Origin of the sequence: Paenibacillus sp. KACC 21273, from assembly GCF_028736095.1 — a bacterium.
GTDB classification, from domain to species: Bacteria; Bacillota; Bacilli; order Paenibacillales; family Paenibacillaceae; genus Saccharibacillus; species Saccharibacillus kyungheensis.
In genome coordinates this window covers 1,631,283-1,649,214 of the sequence record NZ_CP117876.1, presented here as the reverse complement: position 1 = coordinate 1,649,214, position 17,932 = coordinate 1,631,283, and the positions used below count along the sequence as shown (strand labels likewise).

Genomic DNA, 17,932 nt, shown 5'->3' with positions numbered 1-17,932 from the left:
CCTATTTATATCGGTTTTCATTTTGGCATCATGAAGATATAAAAGGTAATCTAATCTTCTTTAAAACCAATCTCCATTTATAGCAGTAGAAGCAAGCTGTAAAGGGCTTCCTGCTTCGATCGTTAACACTTCTGTCTGCTCTACAGCACGTTCAATCATCGGCTCCAGTTCCAAAAACGATTCTACTTTTTCAATAATTCTCAAATTGGGATTGGTTGTCGGTGATTTCGGGATAAATAGTGTACAGCAATCTTCATAAGGCAAAATCGATAAATCATATGTGCCGATTTCTTTGGCAATTTGAATAATCTCATCTTTACCTGTCATGACTAACGGACGCAAAATCGGTAACTCTGTAGCACGTTCGATAGCGTTCATACTGGATAATGTCTGACTGGCTACCTGTCCCAAGCTTTCCCCGGTGATCAAAGCTAATCCTTTTTGCTGTTCAGCGATCTTAGTCGCAATCCGTAACATCGCCCGGCGCATCAATGTAATCATTAAATTATCTTGTCCTGTAGTCGTAAAAGCGGTCTGTATCTCTGTAAAAGGTACTACATGCAATTTGACGACTCCTGCATATCCTGCTAATACACGCGTAAGATCGACGACTTTTTCTTTAGCACGTTCACTGGTAAACGGGTAACTATGAAAATGAATACATTCTACTTCAAGTCCGCGGCGCATCGATTGCCATCCTGCAACAGGGCTATCTATCCCTCCAGAAAGAAGCAACATCGCTTTACCATTACTTCCGCGCGGGAATCCACCTACTGCTGGAATCAATTCACTATAAATATAAGCCGCTCCATCTCGAATCTCTACTCGTAATTCAATCTGTGGTTGTCTTACATCGACTTTGAGTAATGGATATGCACGTAATACAGGTGAACCTACCAAATGATTCATTTCTTGCGATGAATGAGGGAACTCTTTCCAGACTCGCTTCACAGATACTTTGAATGTAGTAAGTTGGTCAATATGTTGCTCTCCGATTAATTCAATAGCAGCTGCAATAATGTCATCCAATTGAGGCAATGTCTGCTTGACTGGAATAATATCCATAATGCCAAATACATTTTTTAACACTTGAATTAATGCTTCTACCGATTCTCCACCTGTTTCCACATACATTCTACCGTATTCACGACGAACATGTGCTTTAGGGTAAGGACGTAAAACCGCACGTACATGTTCTGAAATTGTTTTTTCAAATCTGGATCTATTTTTACCTTTGAGTGTAATTTCACCTAATCTTAAAATCAAACGATCTATATTTTGCATACTTAACGGGTTCTCCTCTCCAATGGGCGAAGCTGTGTAACAGTCTGACGAAGTGCTGTGATTAAATGTTCAATATCTTGCTTTGTATGTTGATCGCCCAAGCTGATCCGTATTCCACTTGCAGCATGTTCTCGCGTGATCCCCATCGCTACTAATACACGACTTGGTTCAGCTTTACGGGAAGAACAAGCAGACTGTGTAGATACGATACAACCTTGCTGTTCTAGACTATGCAATATTACTTCCGATTTCATACCGGGATAATAGAAATGAATAATATGCGGTGATGCGATAGCAGGATTCGTTAACACTAATCCATCTATCGCTTGAATTTCTGTTTTTAACAATTGGCTAAAAGCAGTTAATCGTTCTGCTAGTGCATATTGTTCTGTTGCTGCTAGACGTAGCGCTTTGGTCATGCCTACGATACCGGCTACATTTTCTGTACCCGAGCGATAGCCATTTTCTTGTCCACCACCTGCAAGTAATGGAAAAAGTTCAGTGCCTTGTTTGATATATAATAATCCGGTTCCTTTAGGGCCTCTTATTTTGTGAGCAGATAAGCTATATAGATCGATATTCCATTTTGCTAATTCTACAGGCAATTTGCCGAATCCTTGTACACCATCGACATGCATCAGTGTACGAGGTTGTACTTTTTTCAGCCATTCTGATACTTGTTGCACAGGTTGAACAGCGCCTGTCTCATTATTCACATGCATCATACTGACTATAATCGTATCTGCTCGTAAAGCATTCTGAATGTCTTCCAATAATACAATGCCGTCAGGTGCAGGATCGATATAACTAATTTCAAAGCCTATCTGCTCCAATTGACGACAACACTCATACACAGAAGGATGCTCAATACTCGTAGTAATAATATGTCCCCGTGTACGTCCACCACGCATAGCTGCTCCTTTCAGAGCAAAGTTATTACTTTCTGTAGCGCCTGATGTCCAAATGATCTCGTTTGGTTTGACTCCAAGTAGTTGAGCGGTGACTTCTTTGGCATGTCGAACCAATCGGTCTGCTTCTTCTCCATATTGATGCAAAGAAGATGGATTGCCAAAATGCTTTTCCATAATCTCAGCCATCGATCGTATCACTTCAGGATAAGGAGGAGTCGTAGCGGCATAATCAAAATATTTCATCATTTGTTCCTCCCGTTCCTATACTATTGGCTTAATGTGTAGCTATCCAACTATCGTTCTATCAAAAAAAGATCAAAAAACGGAACCTACGCTCCGCTTTTTGATCTATCTCATATTGATATATCGTACTCATATATGATGATCAAATCTCTATATCGCTAAAACGTTCGTGTACTATTATACCATGTACTTAGGTACTATGAACGTTAATTATGATTATAATTCGTATTTGGCTTGAGCATTTTCAATCTTACCAATATAGCGCTGTGTTTCTTTTGGCAATTGGCTTAATTTCGCCATTAATTCTTCGTCATTTGAGATACCCAAACGTTGTAATCGACCTGGGCCTGCATTGTACGCGGCAAGGGCTGTTTTCACATTACCATCATAACGCTTGATCTGATAAGACAAATATTTGGTACCGCCATCTATATTTTGCGCCGGATCAAAAGAGTTGCTTACTCCCAGACCAGCAGCTGTTCCATCCATTAATTGCATTAATCCTTTTGCTCCTGCGGAAGAACCTGCATTTGGATTAAAAGAAGATTCGGTATCAATAACAGCTTTGATCAATGATTCAGAGATACCGTATTTGCTACTAGCTGCACTAATTAAATCGTTATAAGCTGTTGGTTTACTCGCACCTGTACCTGTTGCTGCAATAGCAGAAGAAGGATCTGCTCCTCCAATACCTGCTGTGCCTGTAGATGGAAGTGGTGTATTCACTTTAGCCGTTGTTGTAGATGTACTAGGATCGACAGGAGCCAGTTGATCAAATTGATACCACGGGTCACTTTGTCCTGCACCACTTGTTGCATACGTATTGCCTGTAACAGAACTTGAATCTACATCTCCGACACTTGCAGCAGAAGGCAACACACTGGCAAGACTCACTGGATTTATATTAGAACCTTTTGTTTCAGCCGTTGTTCCTATATTTTGTTGCAACATCATATCAAATAATTTGCTACTATCATCGGTATTGGCTGTCAATTGGTCTGCACTACCTACACCAGAAGTATTCAAATATTTTAGTTCTATTAACTGTTTTGCCACTTTTGCATCAATTTGCATTCTGCTCGTGACTCCCATCTATATAATGTATTCCATCGCCGTTATCTATATGCTATCTATACTATTGATTATAGTTGTAAAAGGATGCCTATTCTATAAGAAACAATACTCATAACTGCCTCTTCCTATCAAAATAGGAACAATCTCCTTTTGTCTTGGTGATTATGGTCAGAACCTATCTCTAAATTAGTCTCTATAATACTTTTCGTCCAAAAAGCTATTTTTGTGAATAACAGCTTTATTAATTTTTTAAAATTAAAGTCTCATTAGATTTTTATCAAGTTCTACAATTATGTTTTTTAATTCCATTGTTAAGATATAAAATGACGTTTTACTTTGCTTCATCATTTCCACCCTTTATATGTAATATTTTATATCATTTATCGTTATATTATATATGTACACAAATAAAAAGATGCCCTTCAAGGACATCTTTTTTTAGTATTTCGTATCTAACAAAAATTAAGCGTGACGTTGGTTCATACGACGTTGAGTTAAATAATCACTTTCGTAGTAAGCTAGATCATCGCGTAATTCTTCGTAAATTTTTGTGATTTCTAAAATAATGTCTCTAACCGGTTTGACAGGAGTCTGACGGAAACGAATCGCTTCCTGACCTGTATAAGCATAACGTCCATCTTCAGAGTAGCACTCATTTTTGGGATAAAAAAAGCTATTGATACAATGGTGATACGCATTATAAAGTGCTTTTTCTGCAAAATCCATATCGAAATTCGCACGACGGATCACTACACCTAATTTTTCGTAAGAAACTTCGGAAAACACAAGCAAATGACGTAAATCGGACAAAAATCCTTTGTAGAAAGCAACACTATCGACACCATTTTCAGCTGTCAATGCTTGTAAAGAGTATTCGTTTAAGAACTCTTCCATCTTCTCAATTGCTGGTTTCAATTTTTCCCTAGTGCTTTCACTTAACTTTTGGACATTCGCTGCTAACATGTCTGTAGCTCCCCCTTAAAATTGGTTCCTTAGAGACTGGGATGTGTCTTGAGAAAGACAACATTACCCTGATTTTTAATTACAATCCTACCACAAAAATAATACTTATGGTATCTCTGATGTGTACAAAATCTTCTTAACTTCATTTTAACCACTTTTTAAATATTAAAAACGTTAGCTTGTGAAACGGAATCTCATTAATATTCCCATCCATGAATGGTTTATTATCATATACATTACTTCGATTTTTACAAAGAAGCAAGTTTGTTACAAGTAAGCAACATTTGATCGCATCAAAAAGCGGCGTGCTCTCCAAATATGGAAAGACACACCGCCTTCTTCCAGCGGATATACAACCGGTACAGAGTGTCTATCTCTCTATATCGGATTATGATAAATGCTTATGAATGGTATTCTGTCAGACATACAAAAAAAGTAGCGTTAGTGGGGAAAGCTTCTCGTAAGCCGGGTTCTGTGCCTTTTGTGGTTCAGACGGGAACTACCCTCCCACTTTAGGCGACAATCATCTATCTAGGCCAAACATTACTGTTTGGCTCCAGCGACCAACCTCGATACACCTCGGGCAAAGGCTGCTTTTCCGAAGAAAAGCTGTATCTCTTTAGGTCTTGCTCCAGATGGGGTTTACCAGGAACGAAGTCACCAGCGTTCCTCGGGGTCTCTTACACCCCGGTTCCATCCTTACCTGTGCATAATTTCCGAAGAAATCAGCCATCGGCGGTCCATTTCTGTGGCACTATCCTTCAACTCGCGCTGACTGGATGTTATCCAGCACCCTGCCCTGTGGAGCCCGGACTTTCCTCCCGTGACGATAAGTCACCGGCGATTGTCTGTTTAGCTTTCCGCGAACGCAACACTTCACATTATATAATTATTCTATAAGAGTGTAAAGCATACATTACACTTTTTAAAAGTTCTCATTACAAAAATGCAGATTTGATTGTATTCTCTAGCTATTTCGATGTATTTTGTACAGTACATGTTGTAAAGCACAAGATAATTAACATAAAGGGATACGGTCTCAAATCTTTACATACAAAGATTGATATAGCTTTTGTACCCGATTACCTTTTATACAAACTGAAAAGGTTCGGTGTTGATGGTAGACGCATGTACTTGTGTATCGTACTTGTCTGCTTCCAAACGCTTACGTATAACGTCAGCCAGTCCTGACTTCATAATCTTCTCTGTATTATGACCCGGATCAATAATCGCTATGCCAGCCATTAACGCATCCTGAGCGGTATGATAATCAATATCTCCAGTAACAATCACATCTGCGCCTTTGAACAACGCTTGATTGACATAGCGACTACCTGACCCTCCAAGCACAGCTGCTTTTTTGATCGTGCGGTTAAGATCACCTGTGACACGTACAATCGGTACATCTAATCCTTGTTTGACTGTATCTACGAATTGAGCAAGACTCACTGGAGCATCTAATTTACCGACACGACCTAATCCATAGACTTTACCGCTATCTGCCAAAGGATATAGATCATATGCTACTTCGTCATACGGATGAGACTTAATCAGTGCTTGAACAATTTTATTACGTAGACTGGAAGGAACAACTGTTTCTAATCGGACTTCAGAGACAGATTCTAATTTACCTGTAGTGCCTATGTAAGGCTCACTGCCTTCTTCTGGTTGAAAAGTACCTGTCCCTTCTGAAGTGAACGTGCAATGGCTGTAATCCCCAATATGACCACCACCCGCAGCAGTTATCGCATTCCGTACCCCTTCTACATGAGAAGCTGGTACAAATGTCACTAATTTGAATAATGAATCAGTAGACGTCTGTTCGATAGGAACTGTATGACGAAGCCCTAGAGCATCAGCCATCCAATCATTGACTCCGCCTTCTGCAATATCCAGATTGGTATGACTAATATAAACAGCAATATCATGTTTGATAAGCTTTTCATATAATTTGCCCATCGGTGTACTGGTATTAATACTTTTGAGCGCACGGAAAATGATGGCATGATGCGCAATAATCAAATCTACATCAAGCGCAATCGCTTCATCCACGACTTCATCAGTCACATCAAGAGCAACCAGAATATTGCGAATATCTTTTTGAAGTGTTCCTAATTGCAGACCGATACGATCATCAGGAACAGCAATACTTTTAGGTGCAAATTGCTCCATATATTGAATTACAGTTTGTCCTTTTGCAAGCATAATAGAACCTCCTTCACCGTTTGTAGCTGTTGCCGAAACACAGCCGATTTAGCTTGTGCTTCTTCATTTTCAGATTTACCTGTGGAAGCAGCTACTTTTTCAAGCTTATGGATTTCTTGAGACCATTTATATTGAAAAATCGAAGACCCTTCTTGGATCAAATACGGTCCAAAACGCAACAAACTATCTCGATCCACATCATAACCATGTGCCTGATTGGTCTCACTAAGAGAAGTTAACGTTATGCCTTTATACAATTGTTGATTCAGTTCTAATGCATCAGGTAAACGATCTGCTGTCAAAATCTCATAAATACGTCCGTCTTCTTCTAAAATTTGCTCATGACTCAAATACCAATTATGTTCTAACAACCAGCGACGTACATTTTCTTCGCCAACATTAGGTTGAAGAATAAGGCGCTGTACTCCTTCTAACTTATCCAGTCCTTCAGATAAAATAGAGACGATCAATACGCCACCCATACCGGCAATAGTCACTACATCTACTTCACCTGGCTGGATCACAGCAAGTCCATTGCCTAATCTTACATTGATCTTTTCTTTCAGCCCTGCTTCATTAACCTGACGCTGAGCCGCATCGCGAGGACCTACATTGACTTCCCCTGCGATTGCTTCTGTAATCATTCCTTTACGCATAGCAAAAACCGGCAAAAGGGCATGATCGGAACCAATATCCGCCAACCGGCTTCCTGTCGGAATTTGCTCTGCAATTTTTGTTAATCGTGTTGATAATTTCATGCAGCCACCCACGCTATCCATTTTTTTCGAAGTACAAATAAAATAATACATATTAAAGCTACTTTGACCATACAAAATAATGCAAAAGCTTCTGGCATCTGTCCACGCAGAAACACTTCATCAATTTCAGGCATAAACCAGACAGCCAGACTGGTTGTAAAATAAACAGCCGCCAATTTTTTACCACGATGATGCACAAGCCAGCAAAACCACATTAATAACAAACTAATAGGTAACCACAGCCCTTGTAACATTAACCATGAAGCTACAGGTTTAACCTGAGCAAAGAAACCTGCATACAGTAATACAAAAGCACCAAACCCTATATACAATAACACAGGGCTCGAAATAATATAACCGAGTATACACCAAATGAGCGCACAACCCAAAACTAACAGCGTTATAAATACACGTTCATCCATACCATGCTCACGAATTAAAAAGATGCCTAACCCTAGCATCAACAGACTACCTATCGCTAGTAAAAAGGCTGATGCCAGTGAATTGCGTGTGCGTAAACGAATTCCGCCAGTATAACATAAAGCAGTAAATAAAGGGATACATACCAACTGCACTAAAAATGGAAACGTAGCAAAATACAGAATAGTTAAACAAATAAAACAGACTACAATAAATGTAAAAATCCATGTCCGAATATTTCCTTGTTTTAACGAGTTCATCGATAGTACTTTTTTGTCACCACGTTCTTGATCCACATCATACAAATTCATTAAAAAATCGCAATAATGCCCTGGAAGTAAGCGATTTTCACGCCAGTATTCAATTTCATCTAAAATAACTTCCCGTTTCCCCCGATCCACGACTTTCCCACTCCCTATTCATCACTAGGCAATTGCTTGATCCACGCTCTGCCAGCCGATTGAAACCGTTTATTGGATACTTGTATACAGCTATATTTTTTATTATAGCGTGTTCTGTTCTTCTATAGTTATATATCGCTTAATTGAAGCCAAAAGTAAACCCCATACATCATACATATGTAAAAAAGAAAGCGTGCTACTATAAAAAAGAATGACACTATTATATAAAAAAAGAGACCTTACCGCTATAAGCAGAAGGTCTCTTACTATCATTCTATTCTAAGAAGTCTTTCAGACGTTTGCTACGGCTTGGATGACGAAGCTTACGAAGTGCTTTTGCTTCAATCTGACGAATCCGTTCACGCGTAACACCAAATACTTTACCTACTTCTTCAAGCGTTCTTGTACGTCCATCGTCTAGACCAAAACGTAGACGAAGAACATTTTCTTCACGCTCTGTTAAAGTATCCAATACATCTTCCAACTGTTCTTTTAACAATTCATAAGCAGCAGCATCTGCTGGAGCCAAAGCATCTTGGTCTTCAATAAAGTCTCCCAAGTGAGAATCATCTTCTTCACCGATAGGCGTCTCTAAAGAAACAGGTTCTTGAGCAATTTTCATAATCTCACGAACTTTTTCGACACTTAGTTCCATTTCAGCAGCGATTTCTTCCGGTGTAGGTTCGCGTCCTAATTCTTGTAGCAATTGACGGGATACCCGGATTAATTTGTTGATCGTTTCTACCATATGCACAGGAATACGAATCGTTCTTGCCTGATCGGCAATCGCGCGTGTAATCGCTTGACGAATCCACCATGTTGCATACGTACTGAATTTGTATCCTTTGGTATGATCGAACTTTTCAACTGCTTTGATCAGACCCATATTTCCTTCTTGGATCAAATCAAGAAACAGCATTCCACGTCCTACATAACGCTTAGCGATACTTACTACGAGACGTAAGTTAGCTTCAGCCAATCTACGTTTTGCTTCTTCATCGCCATCTTCAATACGTTTAGCCAATTCCACTTCATTATCTGCTGATAATAGAGGAACACGACCGATTTCTTTCAAATACATACGAACAGGATCATTAATCTTGATTCCTGGTGGAAGAGCAAGATCATCGTCGAAATTAAATTCGCTATCAGAATTTTCACGATCTGTATTCGAACGCATCGTAATTTCTTCGTCGCCTTCATTGACAACCTCGATGCCCATATCACCTAATTGTTCGTAAAACTCATCAATTTGCTCGGAATCCTGGTCAAATGGAGCCAGTCTTTCCATAATATCTTTGTAATTCAGAGAGGATCTTTTTTTGCCGACCTCTATTAGTTGTTCTTTTACCTGGTCTAATGTTAATTCAGTTTCTAATTCAGTATGCTGATCGTTCGCCATCTTTCGACTCCCTCCTCCCTAGAACTATCCGTACAAGACAATTACTGTCTTTCTAGGGCGATAATCTCACTTGCAATTTGTGCAGCGCGTAAAAAATCACCTGATTTTTCAACGCGTAGCATTTCTTCTCTTTTTTGCTCTAATTGTTTCTGTTGTGGAAACTTTTTGATCTGTTGAATACAGTCTTGCAAAACCTGCGTACTGTCACCATGAGGTGTATCCATCATCAGGATTGAAGTCGCTGTTTTTTCTAACCGATCATCCTGAAGCGACGAAATAAATCGGCTTACATCGGGTGGCTTACCTTGTGCATAATAAGCATAAATATAGGAAGCAATCGCAGCATGATCAGCAATATTAAAAGCATCTCCCAAATGTTCTGATACATAAGTTGCTGCTTCAGCATCTTGTAGCATCATCGCAATCAGACGACGCTCTGCCGCATGATAAGCCGGTAACAGAGTAGGCGTGCCCTGAGCTTTTCTTGAGTTACTGCCTGTAGAACTACGATTTCCATTTTGTCCTTGCGGACGAGTCCTATTCAGGGTTTGGCGCATTAAGTTACAATCTTGCTTAAGACTTTCAAGCGATACGCCTACCTCGGTAGATAACTCTCTAAGGTATACTTCTCGCTCTGTCGGTGAAGAAAGCTGAGCAATCACTTTTAATGCTTCTTGAGCATAGGACGCTTTGCCATCTTCTTCTAACAAGTTGTAATTTCGTTTTACATAAATAAGCCTGAATTTGGTTGTCGACACCGCTCCATCAATCACTTGGCTTGCAAAACGTTCCGCCCCATATGTTTTGATATACTCATCTGGATCAAGCCCATTTTGCAATAAAGCGATCTTGACGCGCATGCCTGCTTCTTCCAAAATAGGAATACTTTTGAGTGCTGCTGCTTGCCCGGCATTATCACCGTCATAGCAAATCACTACTTCTTCTGTGAGTGTTCTCATCAACGAAGCATGATTTTCAGTAAGCGCTGTGCCCATTGTCGCTACACTATGTTGTACCCCCGCATCCCATGATGCAATCACATCACCGAAACCTTCCATCAATACCAGTTGCCCTTGCTTGCGAATAGCTGACTTGGCAAGATTGAGATTATAGAGAGTTCGACTTTTGTTAAATAAACGACTCTCCGGTGAATTGAGATACTTGGGTTGCCCTTCTCCCAAGATTCTACCTGCAAATGCAATAATCCTGCCACTGCGGTTCATAATTGGAAACATGACTCGCCCGCGAAACCGATCTACATATCCAGAGCCATCTTGTTTGGAAGAAAGCAACCCGCCTTTTTCCATTTCTTTGAGATCAAAAGAGCGCTTTTCAAAAAATTGAACTAGCGTATCCCAACGATCAGGCGCATAGCCAATTTGAAATTGATCAATCAGCTTATCCCCGAATCCACGGGCACGTAAATATTCCATTGCTGGTTTGCCATGTTCCGTATTTTTCAAAAGGTAATGAAACAACTTCGCTGTCCATTCATGAGCTTGTAATAAACGCTCAAGTTCTTGATCACGAGGAGCCACGCCACCGCCTTTACCATCCTGGAAAGGAATATGTGACTCTTCTGCCATCAACTTCACAGCTTCTGGAAATGAAAGCCCGTCAATTTCCATTCTGAACTTGATCGCATTGCCACCTGCGCCACAACCATAACAATAAAAGATCTGTCGATCAGGTGTCACTGTAAACGAAGGCGTCTTTTCGGAATGAAATGGACAGAGGCCTTTCATATATTTCCCCTGTTTGGTCAAATGAACATATTTGCCTACCGTATCAACAATGTCATTGTGCTGAAGTACAGCTTCAATAACCTCGTCAGGAATACCACCATTATGTCCGGTGCTCATTGCTACCACCTTCATCTCTTTTCACACGATACATAATATTCGATAACTAGGAGTCGATCTCCTGCAAATTTGTTAAAAGTTTTGTTAATTGCATCTGAAAATTTTTCTTATCTTCTGTTGTTAAAGGCTTAGGACCCTTACCATACTTACCACTACGACGTGCTTTGGCTTGTGCATGACGACGTGCTAACAGAAATTCTATATTGTCTTTATCAAATTCCATTCCGCGAAAAGAAAGGATACGACATTGCTTGGCAAGTGCAATCGTCGCCAAACCATAATCTTGCGTAATCACAATATCTCCTGGACGTACATGATTCACAATATAGAGATCAGCACTCTGATCACTACGATCCACTTGCACCACAGATACGCCTTCTTCGGCATATATCTTATGATCAAAGGAAGACACCATCAATACAGGTGTATGAAACATTCGTGCAGTCTCAGCAATTTCTGCTTTGACAGGACAAGCATCTCCATCCACCACTATCGTACGCGGGTGGAATGGCTTGTTACTTTCCAATGTCCATCCCCCCTCTCATTGGGACTTCATGTGGAGCATACGTTCGTTTATAAAAGTAGAAAATACGGAACGACAAGACATAAATGCCGTCGTTCCGTATAGCTGTATTTAGTCGTTCATTTAAAGTTATATCCAGAGTGCACGTTGTCTTTCTTTTATTTAACCAGCTTCGAGAAGTCTGCATAACTACGAATATCTTGATCTACTGCTGCTAATAAAGCAAGACGATTTTCTCGTACTGCTTCATCTTCAGCCATAACCATCACCTGATCAAAAAAGGCAGTGATTGCTGGACGTAAAGAAGATAATAACGCTAATGCTTCTGCTGTACGATTCGCTGTTAGCAGTGTACGATACTCTGTTGTTGCAGCTTGCCATGAAGCGTATAATTCACGTTCTGCTGGCTCTACAAACAATGCAGGTTGTACAGCAACACCAGAAGATTTAGCTGCAAGATTAGATACACGTCCAAAAGACTCGATCGTCAACTTGAAGTCTGGCGTATGTTGAACTACTTTCATTAAATCATGACCACGAGCAACAACAGAACCAATATGATTAAATCCTGATGCGATCACTGCATCAACCACATCATAACGAAGATCTTCAGACAACAGTTTTTTTACACGAAGTCCGAAGAAGTCATATAGTTCTATACGTATTATATCGCAAGAACGTTTCATATTCCTTAAATTTTGATGAATATTTAACGCAATATCAAATAATTGCTCTAAAGTTAGTGATAATTGGTGCTCAAGTAAGATTTGCACGATTCCTGCTGCTTGACGACGAAGTGCATATGGATCTTGTGAACCGGTAGGAATAATACCGATCGAGAAACAACCTACAATCGTATCTAGCTTATCGGCAATACTGACAAGTGCTCCGGTTAATGATGCTGGAGAAGCTTCGCCTGCAAAACGTGGTTGATAATGTTCAAAGATCGCGCGCGATACTTCTTCACTTTCCCCAGCTTTGCGTGCATAATCTTCACCCATAACCCCTTGCAATTCAGGGAATTCATAGACCATTTGAGTAACCAGATCGAATTTACAAATATCTGCTGCCCGGCTAACAGCTGTTGCTTGCTCAGGCGTCACATGAAGTTGTAGCGCTAATTGATCTGCAATTTGACGAATGCGACGTACTTTATCGCCTACTGTTCCGATCTCTTCATGGAACACAATATTTTCTAACTTGGCAAGTGCTGTATCGATCTGTAACTTCTGATCTTCTTCATAAAAGAATTTAGCATCAGATAGACGAGCACGTAGTACTTTTTCATTTCCTTTAGCGATAATGTCTAGAGAGCGATTATCACCACTACGTACAGTCACAAAATAAGGCAACAATTGACCTGCTTCATCCAGCACAGGGAAATAACGTTGGTGTTCACGCATCGAAGTAATCAATACCTCTTGCGGAATATTCAAAAATGCAGGATCAAATGATCCGTACAATACAGTTGGTGTTTCTACAAGGAAAAGAACTTCTTCTAGCAAATCTTCTTTGACATCGATATGCCAATTTTTTTCACTGGCTAAATGAGCGATCTGTGCACTGATCATCGCTTCACGTTCTTCGATATCAGCAATAACATGTTGCTGGCGAAGAGCTTCCAAGTATAACGTCGGCTCAGCAATTTCAGTCTCGCTACCTAAGAAACGGTGACCACGTGTGATGCGTCCTGTGTGTACACCTGTAATTTCAAAGTCAATGATATCATGTCCCCATAGTGCAACGATCCATTTAATCGGACGTACAAATTTGAAATCATGAGTACCCCAACGCATATTTTTAGGGAAAGTCATCGTTGTAATGATATTGCGTAACGCTTCAGCTACAATACTTTCTGTGCTGATACCGATACTGCTTTTTTGAGCATAAATATATTCAACACCACTTAATTCACGGAATGTGAATGTTTCGGGATCTACGCCTTGACTACGTGCAAATCCAAGTGCTGCTTTACTCCAAGCGCCTGTCTCATCTTGAGCAATTTTGCGAGAAGGGCCTTTCACTTCTTCGTTGATATCTTCTTGCTTTTCAGCGACATCTTTGATCCAGACAGCAAGGCGACGCGGTGTTGCAAATGCTTTGGCTTCTCCATGAGTCAATCTGGAATCGTCCAACCATTTTACTGTTTTATCCAACAACTGATTCATCGCTGCACGTAAAAAGCGTGCCGGTACTTCTTCTAGTCCAATCTCAAGCAATATGTCTTTTGCCATGATTATGCATCTCCTTTCTTCAACATCGGGAAGCCTAACTTCTCACGCTCTTCTAGATACGTCGCTGCGACTTGACGTGCCAGGTTACGAACACGAGTCAGATATCCAGTACGTTCAGTTACACTGATCGCTCCGCGAGCATCTAATAAGTTGAATGTATGTGAACATTTCAATACATAATCATAAGCAGGGAATACCAAATTCTGATCCATCGCACGCTTCGCTTCTTGCTCATACGTACTGAACAGATTAAGCAACATCGCTACATCTGAAACTTCAAACGTATACGTAGAATGTTCTACTTCAGGTTGATGGAATACATCACCATACGTAATGCCATTTACCCATTCAAGATCAAATACATTTTCTTTATCTTGAATATACGAAGCCAGACGTTCCATACCATAAGTGATTTCGACAGCAACTGGATTTGTTTCAATACCACCAACTTGTTGGAAGTACGTAAATTGAGTAATTTCCATACCATCTAGCCATACTTCCCAACCTAGACCTGCACAGCCTAGTGATGGATTTTCCCAGTTATCTTCTACAAAACGGATATCATGGTCTAACGGATTGATGCCTAATTCTTTGAGACTATCCAGATACAATTCTTGAATATTATCCGGTGAAGGCTTGATAATCACTTGGAATTGATGATGCTGGTATAAACGGTTAGGATTCTCACCGTACCGACCATCTGAAGGACGACGGGAAGGTTCTACATACGCTACATTCCACGGCTCAGGTCCGATTGAACGTAGGAATGTCATCGGATTCATTGTTCCTGCACCTTTTTCAGTATCATAAGGCTGTACAATAATACAGTTCTGGGCTGCCCAGAAATTTTGCAGTGTCAAAATCATTTGCTGGAAATTCATTGACATTACTCCTTTATCTTCATAGTTAATTAATCGTTCCGCTGAATATGTATAATCTGCATCGCACGCAAAAAACTCCCGTTCCTACGCCTGATGTACAGACATAGGGACGAGAGTTGTATTCCCGCGGTTCCACCCTATTTGAAGACATTTGCATGTCATCCACTTTTCTATTCAGCTCATATGCTCGCGGATGCCATTGGGCACATGCTCGTCATCAGGCTCACACCATCCCTGACTCGCTATCTAAAGACGATTATCATCTGCTTACTAATCCGGTCAACGCATCATGCGTGTCGATAAGACACAAGTTATAACCTAGATCATATCTGACTTTACCCTATTCGTCAACATGGTTTTGAAGTGAAGTTTCATACTTATCCAATTGATCCAGAAAGCGGCGAGATTTTAATTTGAGCCCTAATTGGACTTCCATAAAAGCATCCATAATCTTTTTCAATTCTGCTTTGGTTGAATCTTTGACATCAATATTGCCTAGACGACGAATATCTAATCTTGAAAATAAACGCAGTAATTTGAGTGTTCCTGGCGAGATAGCAAACGCAGCTGGATCTTGACGACGTTCACGCTCTGACAGTATACCGCCCAAGCCCGGACTTAGAAAAAACTTACCTTCTGTTTCGCCTGAAAAAATACAAGCATCCACTTGAGGTGCATACCCAGTCGCTTGCAGAATTTTCATTTCAAAAAGAGTCGTTAGTACAACAGGATCTCGACCTTCCCCTAGAAAAGAAAGAAATGCTTTGAGCTGATCAAACCAAAAACGTCCTGTTTCATTTTCTTGCAGTGCTTTGTCGACCATCTCACATCCATATGCCGCATAAGCTGCTAAAAATACATCTTCACGTAACTTATGATTGGATTCGATAATCTCACCTTGATTCAGAGTACCTAGACCTGTTCCATTGCGAATAAAGGAATATTCACCATACGTAAACGGTTGTATCATTGCACCATGACGGCTTTTGGGCTTTTTGGCTCCCCGTACAAAAATACCAATCTTGCCATGTGTCTCTGTACACAAAGTAACAATTTTATTCCCTTCGCCATAATCCATGCTGCGGATGATAATCCCTTCCACCCTGTATAGCATGTCTCATCTCCCTATCTGATTATGAATATATTCCACTCCAAATTTAAAAGAAGCAGAGCATTAATTTCTATGCTCTGCTATCGTTAATCTGAATTACTGTTATCTTTATTTATTAAACATATTTACTTGCTTATTAAGCATTACGATGGAAACCAAGATCTTTCAATACGCTATCTTGATTACGCCAATCTTTTTTCACTTTTACCCATAGTTCTAAGAAAATCTTCGAACCGAGCAAATTCTGAATATCCATACGTGCTTGTCTACCAACTTCTTTCAATAATGCTCCCTGTTTACCGATAACGATTCCTTTTTGAGAATCACGTTCGACAAAGATCACTGCTGAAATATTTACTACACCGTTAGGTTCTACACTCATCGCTTCAATCGTTACAGCGATAGAGTGAGGAATTTCTTCGCGTGTTTGATTTAGAATTTTCTCACGAATCAATTCAGCACATACAAATTGCTCTGGATGATCTGTGATTTGATCGTCTGGATAGTATTGTGGTCCTTCTGGTAAATACTTACCAATTTGCTCCATCAATGTGTCTACGTTATTGCCTAACTTAGCAGAGATCGGAATAATTTCAGCAAATTCATGCAGTTTGCGATATTGGTCTATAATCGGCAACAACTGCTCTGGAACGACCTGATCAATTTTGTTGATTACTAGAAAAACAGGTGTTTTTACTTTTTTGAGATGCTCAATAATAAAGCGATCTCCGCCACCTAATCCTTCTGCTGCATCCACTAGAAAAAGAACAGCTTCGACTTCACTTAATGTGTTCAACGCCGTCTGGTTCATAAAGTCACCTAATTTAGACTGACGCTTATGCACCCCTGGTGTATCCAAAAATACGATTTGCTTATCGTCTCTTGTAAATACGCCATGAATCTTATTACGTGTAGTCTGTGGTTTGTCAGACATAATCGCTATCTTTTGTCCAATAACCTGATTCATTAACGTGGATTTCCCTACATTTGGTCTGCCGACAATCGCAACAAAACCTGATTTAAAATTCTTTTTCGACATATCATTCTCCGTTCCAAGAGTTACCATTCTGTATAACTCCTGTTCATATTTGTCATGCTGTTGATCATACAAGTCTGTGTATATAAAGTTCTCAACGATTCCGCTTATTTATTTTAAATTCCACGGTCCAAACGCATGTGGCAACAACTCGGAAATAGTGGTCATCCGCGTATCGCCCTTCATATTTCCAAGCAATATCGGCATATCAGGATGACACAATTCTACCATCACCTGACGGCACACACCACAAGGAGCAATCGGTTCATCGGTATCTCCAACTACAGCCATCATTTGAAAAGAACCAGGTTGTTGTCCTTGAGCAATCGCGCTGAACATCGCTGTACGTTCTGCACAATTACAAGGAGTATACCCTGCATTTTCAATATTACAACCGTGATGCACTTGTCCATTACGATCAAGCAATGCCGCACCGACAGCAAAGTTAGAGTAAGGTACATATGCTTTAGCGCGAGCAAGAATAGCTTCTTGTAATAATTGTGACGATTCCATTGTAATCCCCCTGAACATGTATCGTATTGATCGGTTCCATACACTGCCTATTCTTATATATTACACGATTTAGACGGTTACGCCCACTAATCTATACCGCATTCTATTATT

At 40.2% G+C, this 17,932-nt stretch carries 15 protein-coding genes and 1 other RNA gene; all 16 read right to left on the bottom strand.

The window, feature by feature from the left end:
- Nucleotides 1-60 precede the first annotated feature (60 nt).
- The 16 genes from thiI to cdd all read right to left on the bottom strand — a co-directional run bounded on the left by thiI (nt 61) and on the right by cdd (nt 17,821).
- A complete protein-coding gene (gene thiI / locus PQ460_RS07530) occupies nt 61-1,284 on the bottom strand; it encodes a tRNA uracil 4-sulfurtransferase ThiI (RefSeq protein WP_274172246.1) in 1,224 nt (407 codons plus the stop codon).
- 2 nt (nt 1,285-1,286) lie between these two features.
- Nucleotides 1,287-2,438: a cysteine desulfurase family protein gene (locus tag PQ460_RS07525; protein WP_274172245.1), complete on the bottom strand. Its 1,152-nt coding sequence runs from the start codon at nt 2,436-2,438 to the stop codon at nt 1,287-1,289.
- 216 nt (nt 2,439-2,654) lie between these two features.
- Complete coding sequence (locus PQ460_RS07520) at nt 2,655-3,512, bottom strand: lytic transglycosylase domain-containing protein (protein ID WP_273613103.1); 858 nt, start codon at nt 3,510-3,512, stop codon at nt 2,655-2,657.
- Nucleotides 3,513-3,974: 462 nt separating this feature from the next.
- On the bottom strand, nt 3,975-4,475 hold the full coding sequence (locus tag PQ460_RS07515; protein ID WP_204823249.1) for a YpuI family protein: 501 nt from the start codon (nt 4,473-4,475) through the stop codon (nt 3,975-3,977).
- 446 nt (nt 4,476-4,921) lie between these two features.
- Nucleotides 4,922-5,335: RNase P RNA component class A (gene rnpB, locus PQ460_RS07510), an RNA gene on the bottom strand.
- Between the two features lie 229 nt (nt 5,336-5,564).
- On the bottom strand, nt 5,565-6,680 hold the full coding sequence (locus PQ460_RS07505) for a Nif3-like dinuclear metal center hexameric protein (protein WP_274172244.1): 1,116 nt from the start codon (nt 6,678-6,680) through the stop codon (nt 5,565-5,567).
- Nucleotides 6,656-7,438 (bottom strand): tRNA (adenine(22)-N(1))-methyltransferase, encoded by a 783-nt coding sequence (locus tag PQ460_RS07500; protein ID WP_274172243.1) that lies wholly within the window; start codon nt 7,436-7,438, stop codon nt 6,656-6,658. Before PQ460_RS07500 ends, PQ460_RS07505 begins: the two co-directional genes overlap by 25 nt.
- Nucleotides 7,435-8,259, bottom strand: a complete 825-nt coding sequence (locus tag PQ460_RS07495; protein ID WP_273613106.1) for a hypothetical protein — start codon at nt 8,257-8,259, stop codon at nt 7,435-7,437. Before PQ460_RS07495 ends, PQ460_RS07500 begins: the two co-directional genes overlap by 4 nt.
- Before the next feature lie 274 nt (nt 8,260-8,533).
- Nucleotides 8,534-9,661: an RNA polymerase sigma factor RpoD gene (rpoD, locus tag PQ460_RS07490; RefSeq protein ID WP_274172242.1), complete on the bottom strand. Its 1,128-nt coding sequence runs from the start codon at nt 9,659-9,661 to the stop codon at nt 8,534-8,536.
- A gap of 41 nt (nt 9,662-9,702) precedes the next feature.
- Nucleotides 9,703-11,523 (bottom strand): DNA primase, encoded by a 1,821-nt coding sequence (dnaG, locus tag PQ460_RS07485; protein WP_274172241.1) that lies wholly within the window; start codon nt 11,521-11,523, stop codon nt 9,703-9,705.
- Nucleotides 11,524-11,569: 46 nt separating this feature from the next.
- Nucleotides 11,570-12,049: a YaiI/YqxD family protein gene (locus PQ460_RS07480; protein WP_273613108.1), complete on the bottom strand. Its 480-nt coding sequence runs from the start codon at nt 12,047-12,049 to the stop codon at nt 11,570-11,572.
- Between the two features lie 155 nt (nt 12,050-12,204).
- Nucleotides 12,205-14,280, bottom strand: a complete 2,076-nt coding sequence (glyS, locus tag PQ460_RS07475) for a glycine--tRNA ligase subunit beta (RefSeq protein WP_274172240.1) — start codon at nt 14,278-14,280, stop codon at nt 12,205-12,207.
- Nucleotides 14,281-14,282: 2 nt separating this feature from the next.
- Nucleotides 14,283-15,161: a glycine--tRNA ligase subunit alpha gene (gene glyQ / locus PQ460_RS07470; protein ID WP_069329826.1), complete on the bottom strand. Its 879-nt coding sequence runs from the start codon at nt 15,159-15,161 to the stop codon at nt 14,283-14,285.
- 340 nt (nt 15,162-15,501) lie between these two features.
- Nucleotides 15,502-16,275: a DNA repair protein RecO gene (recO, locus tag PQ460_RS07465; protein WP_273613110.1), complete on the bottom strand. Its 774-nt coding sequence runs from the start codon at nt 16,273-16,275 to the stop codon at nt 15,502-15,504.
- Nucleotides 16,276-16,408: 133 nt separating this feature from the next.
- The gene (gene era / locus PQ460_RS07460; protein WP_204823240.1) at nt 16,409-17,311 is read right to left on the bottom strand and encodes a GTPase Era; all 903 of its coding nucleotides are present in this window, start codon (nt 17,309-17,311) and stop codon (nt 16,409-16,411) included.
- Nucleotides 17,312-17,419: 108 nt separating this feature from the next.
- The gene (gene cdd, locus PQ460_RS07455) at nt 17,420-17,821 is read right to left on the bottom strand and encodes a cytidine deaminase (RefSeq protein ID WP_273613111.1); all 402 of its coding nucleotides are present in this window, start codon (nt 17,819-17,821) and stop codon (nt 17,420-17,422) included.
- Nucleotides 17,822-17,932: the final 111 nt, after the last annotated feature.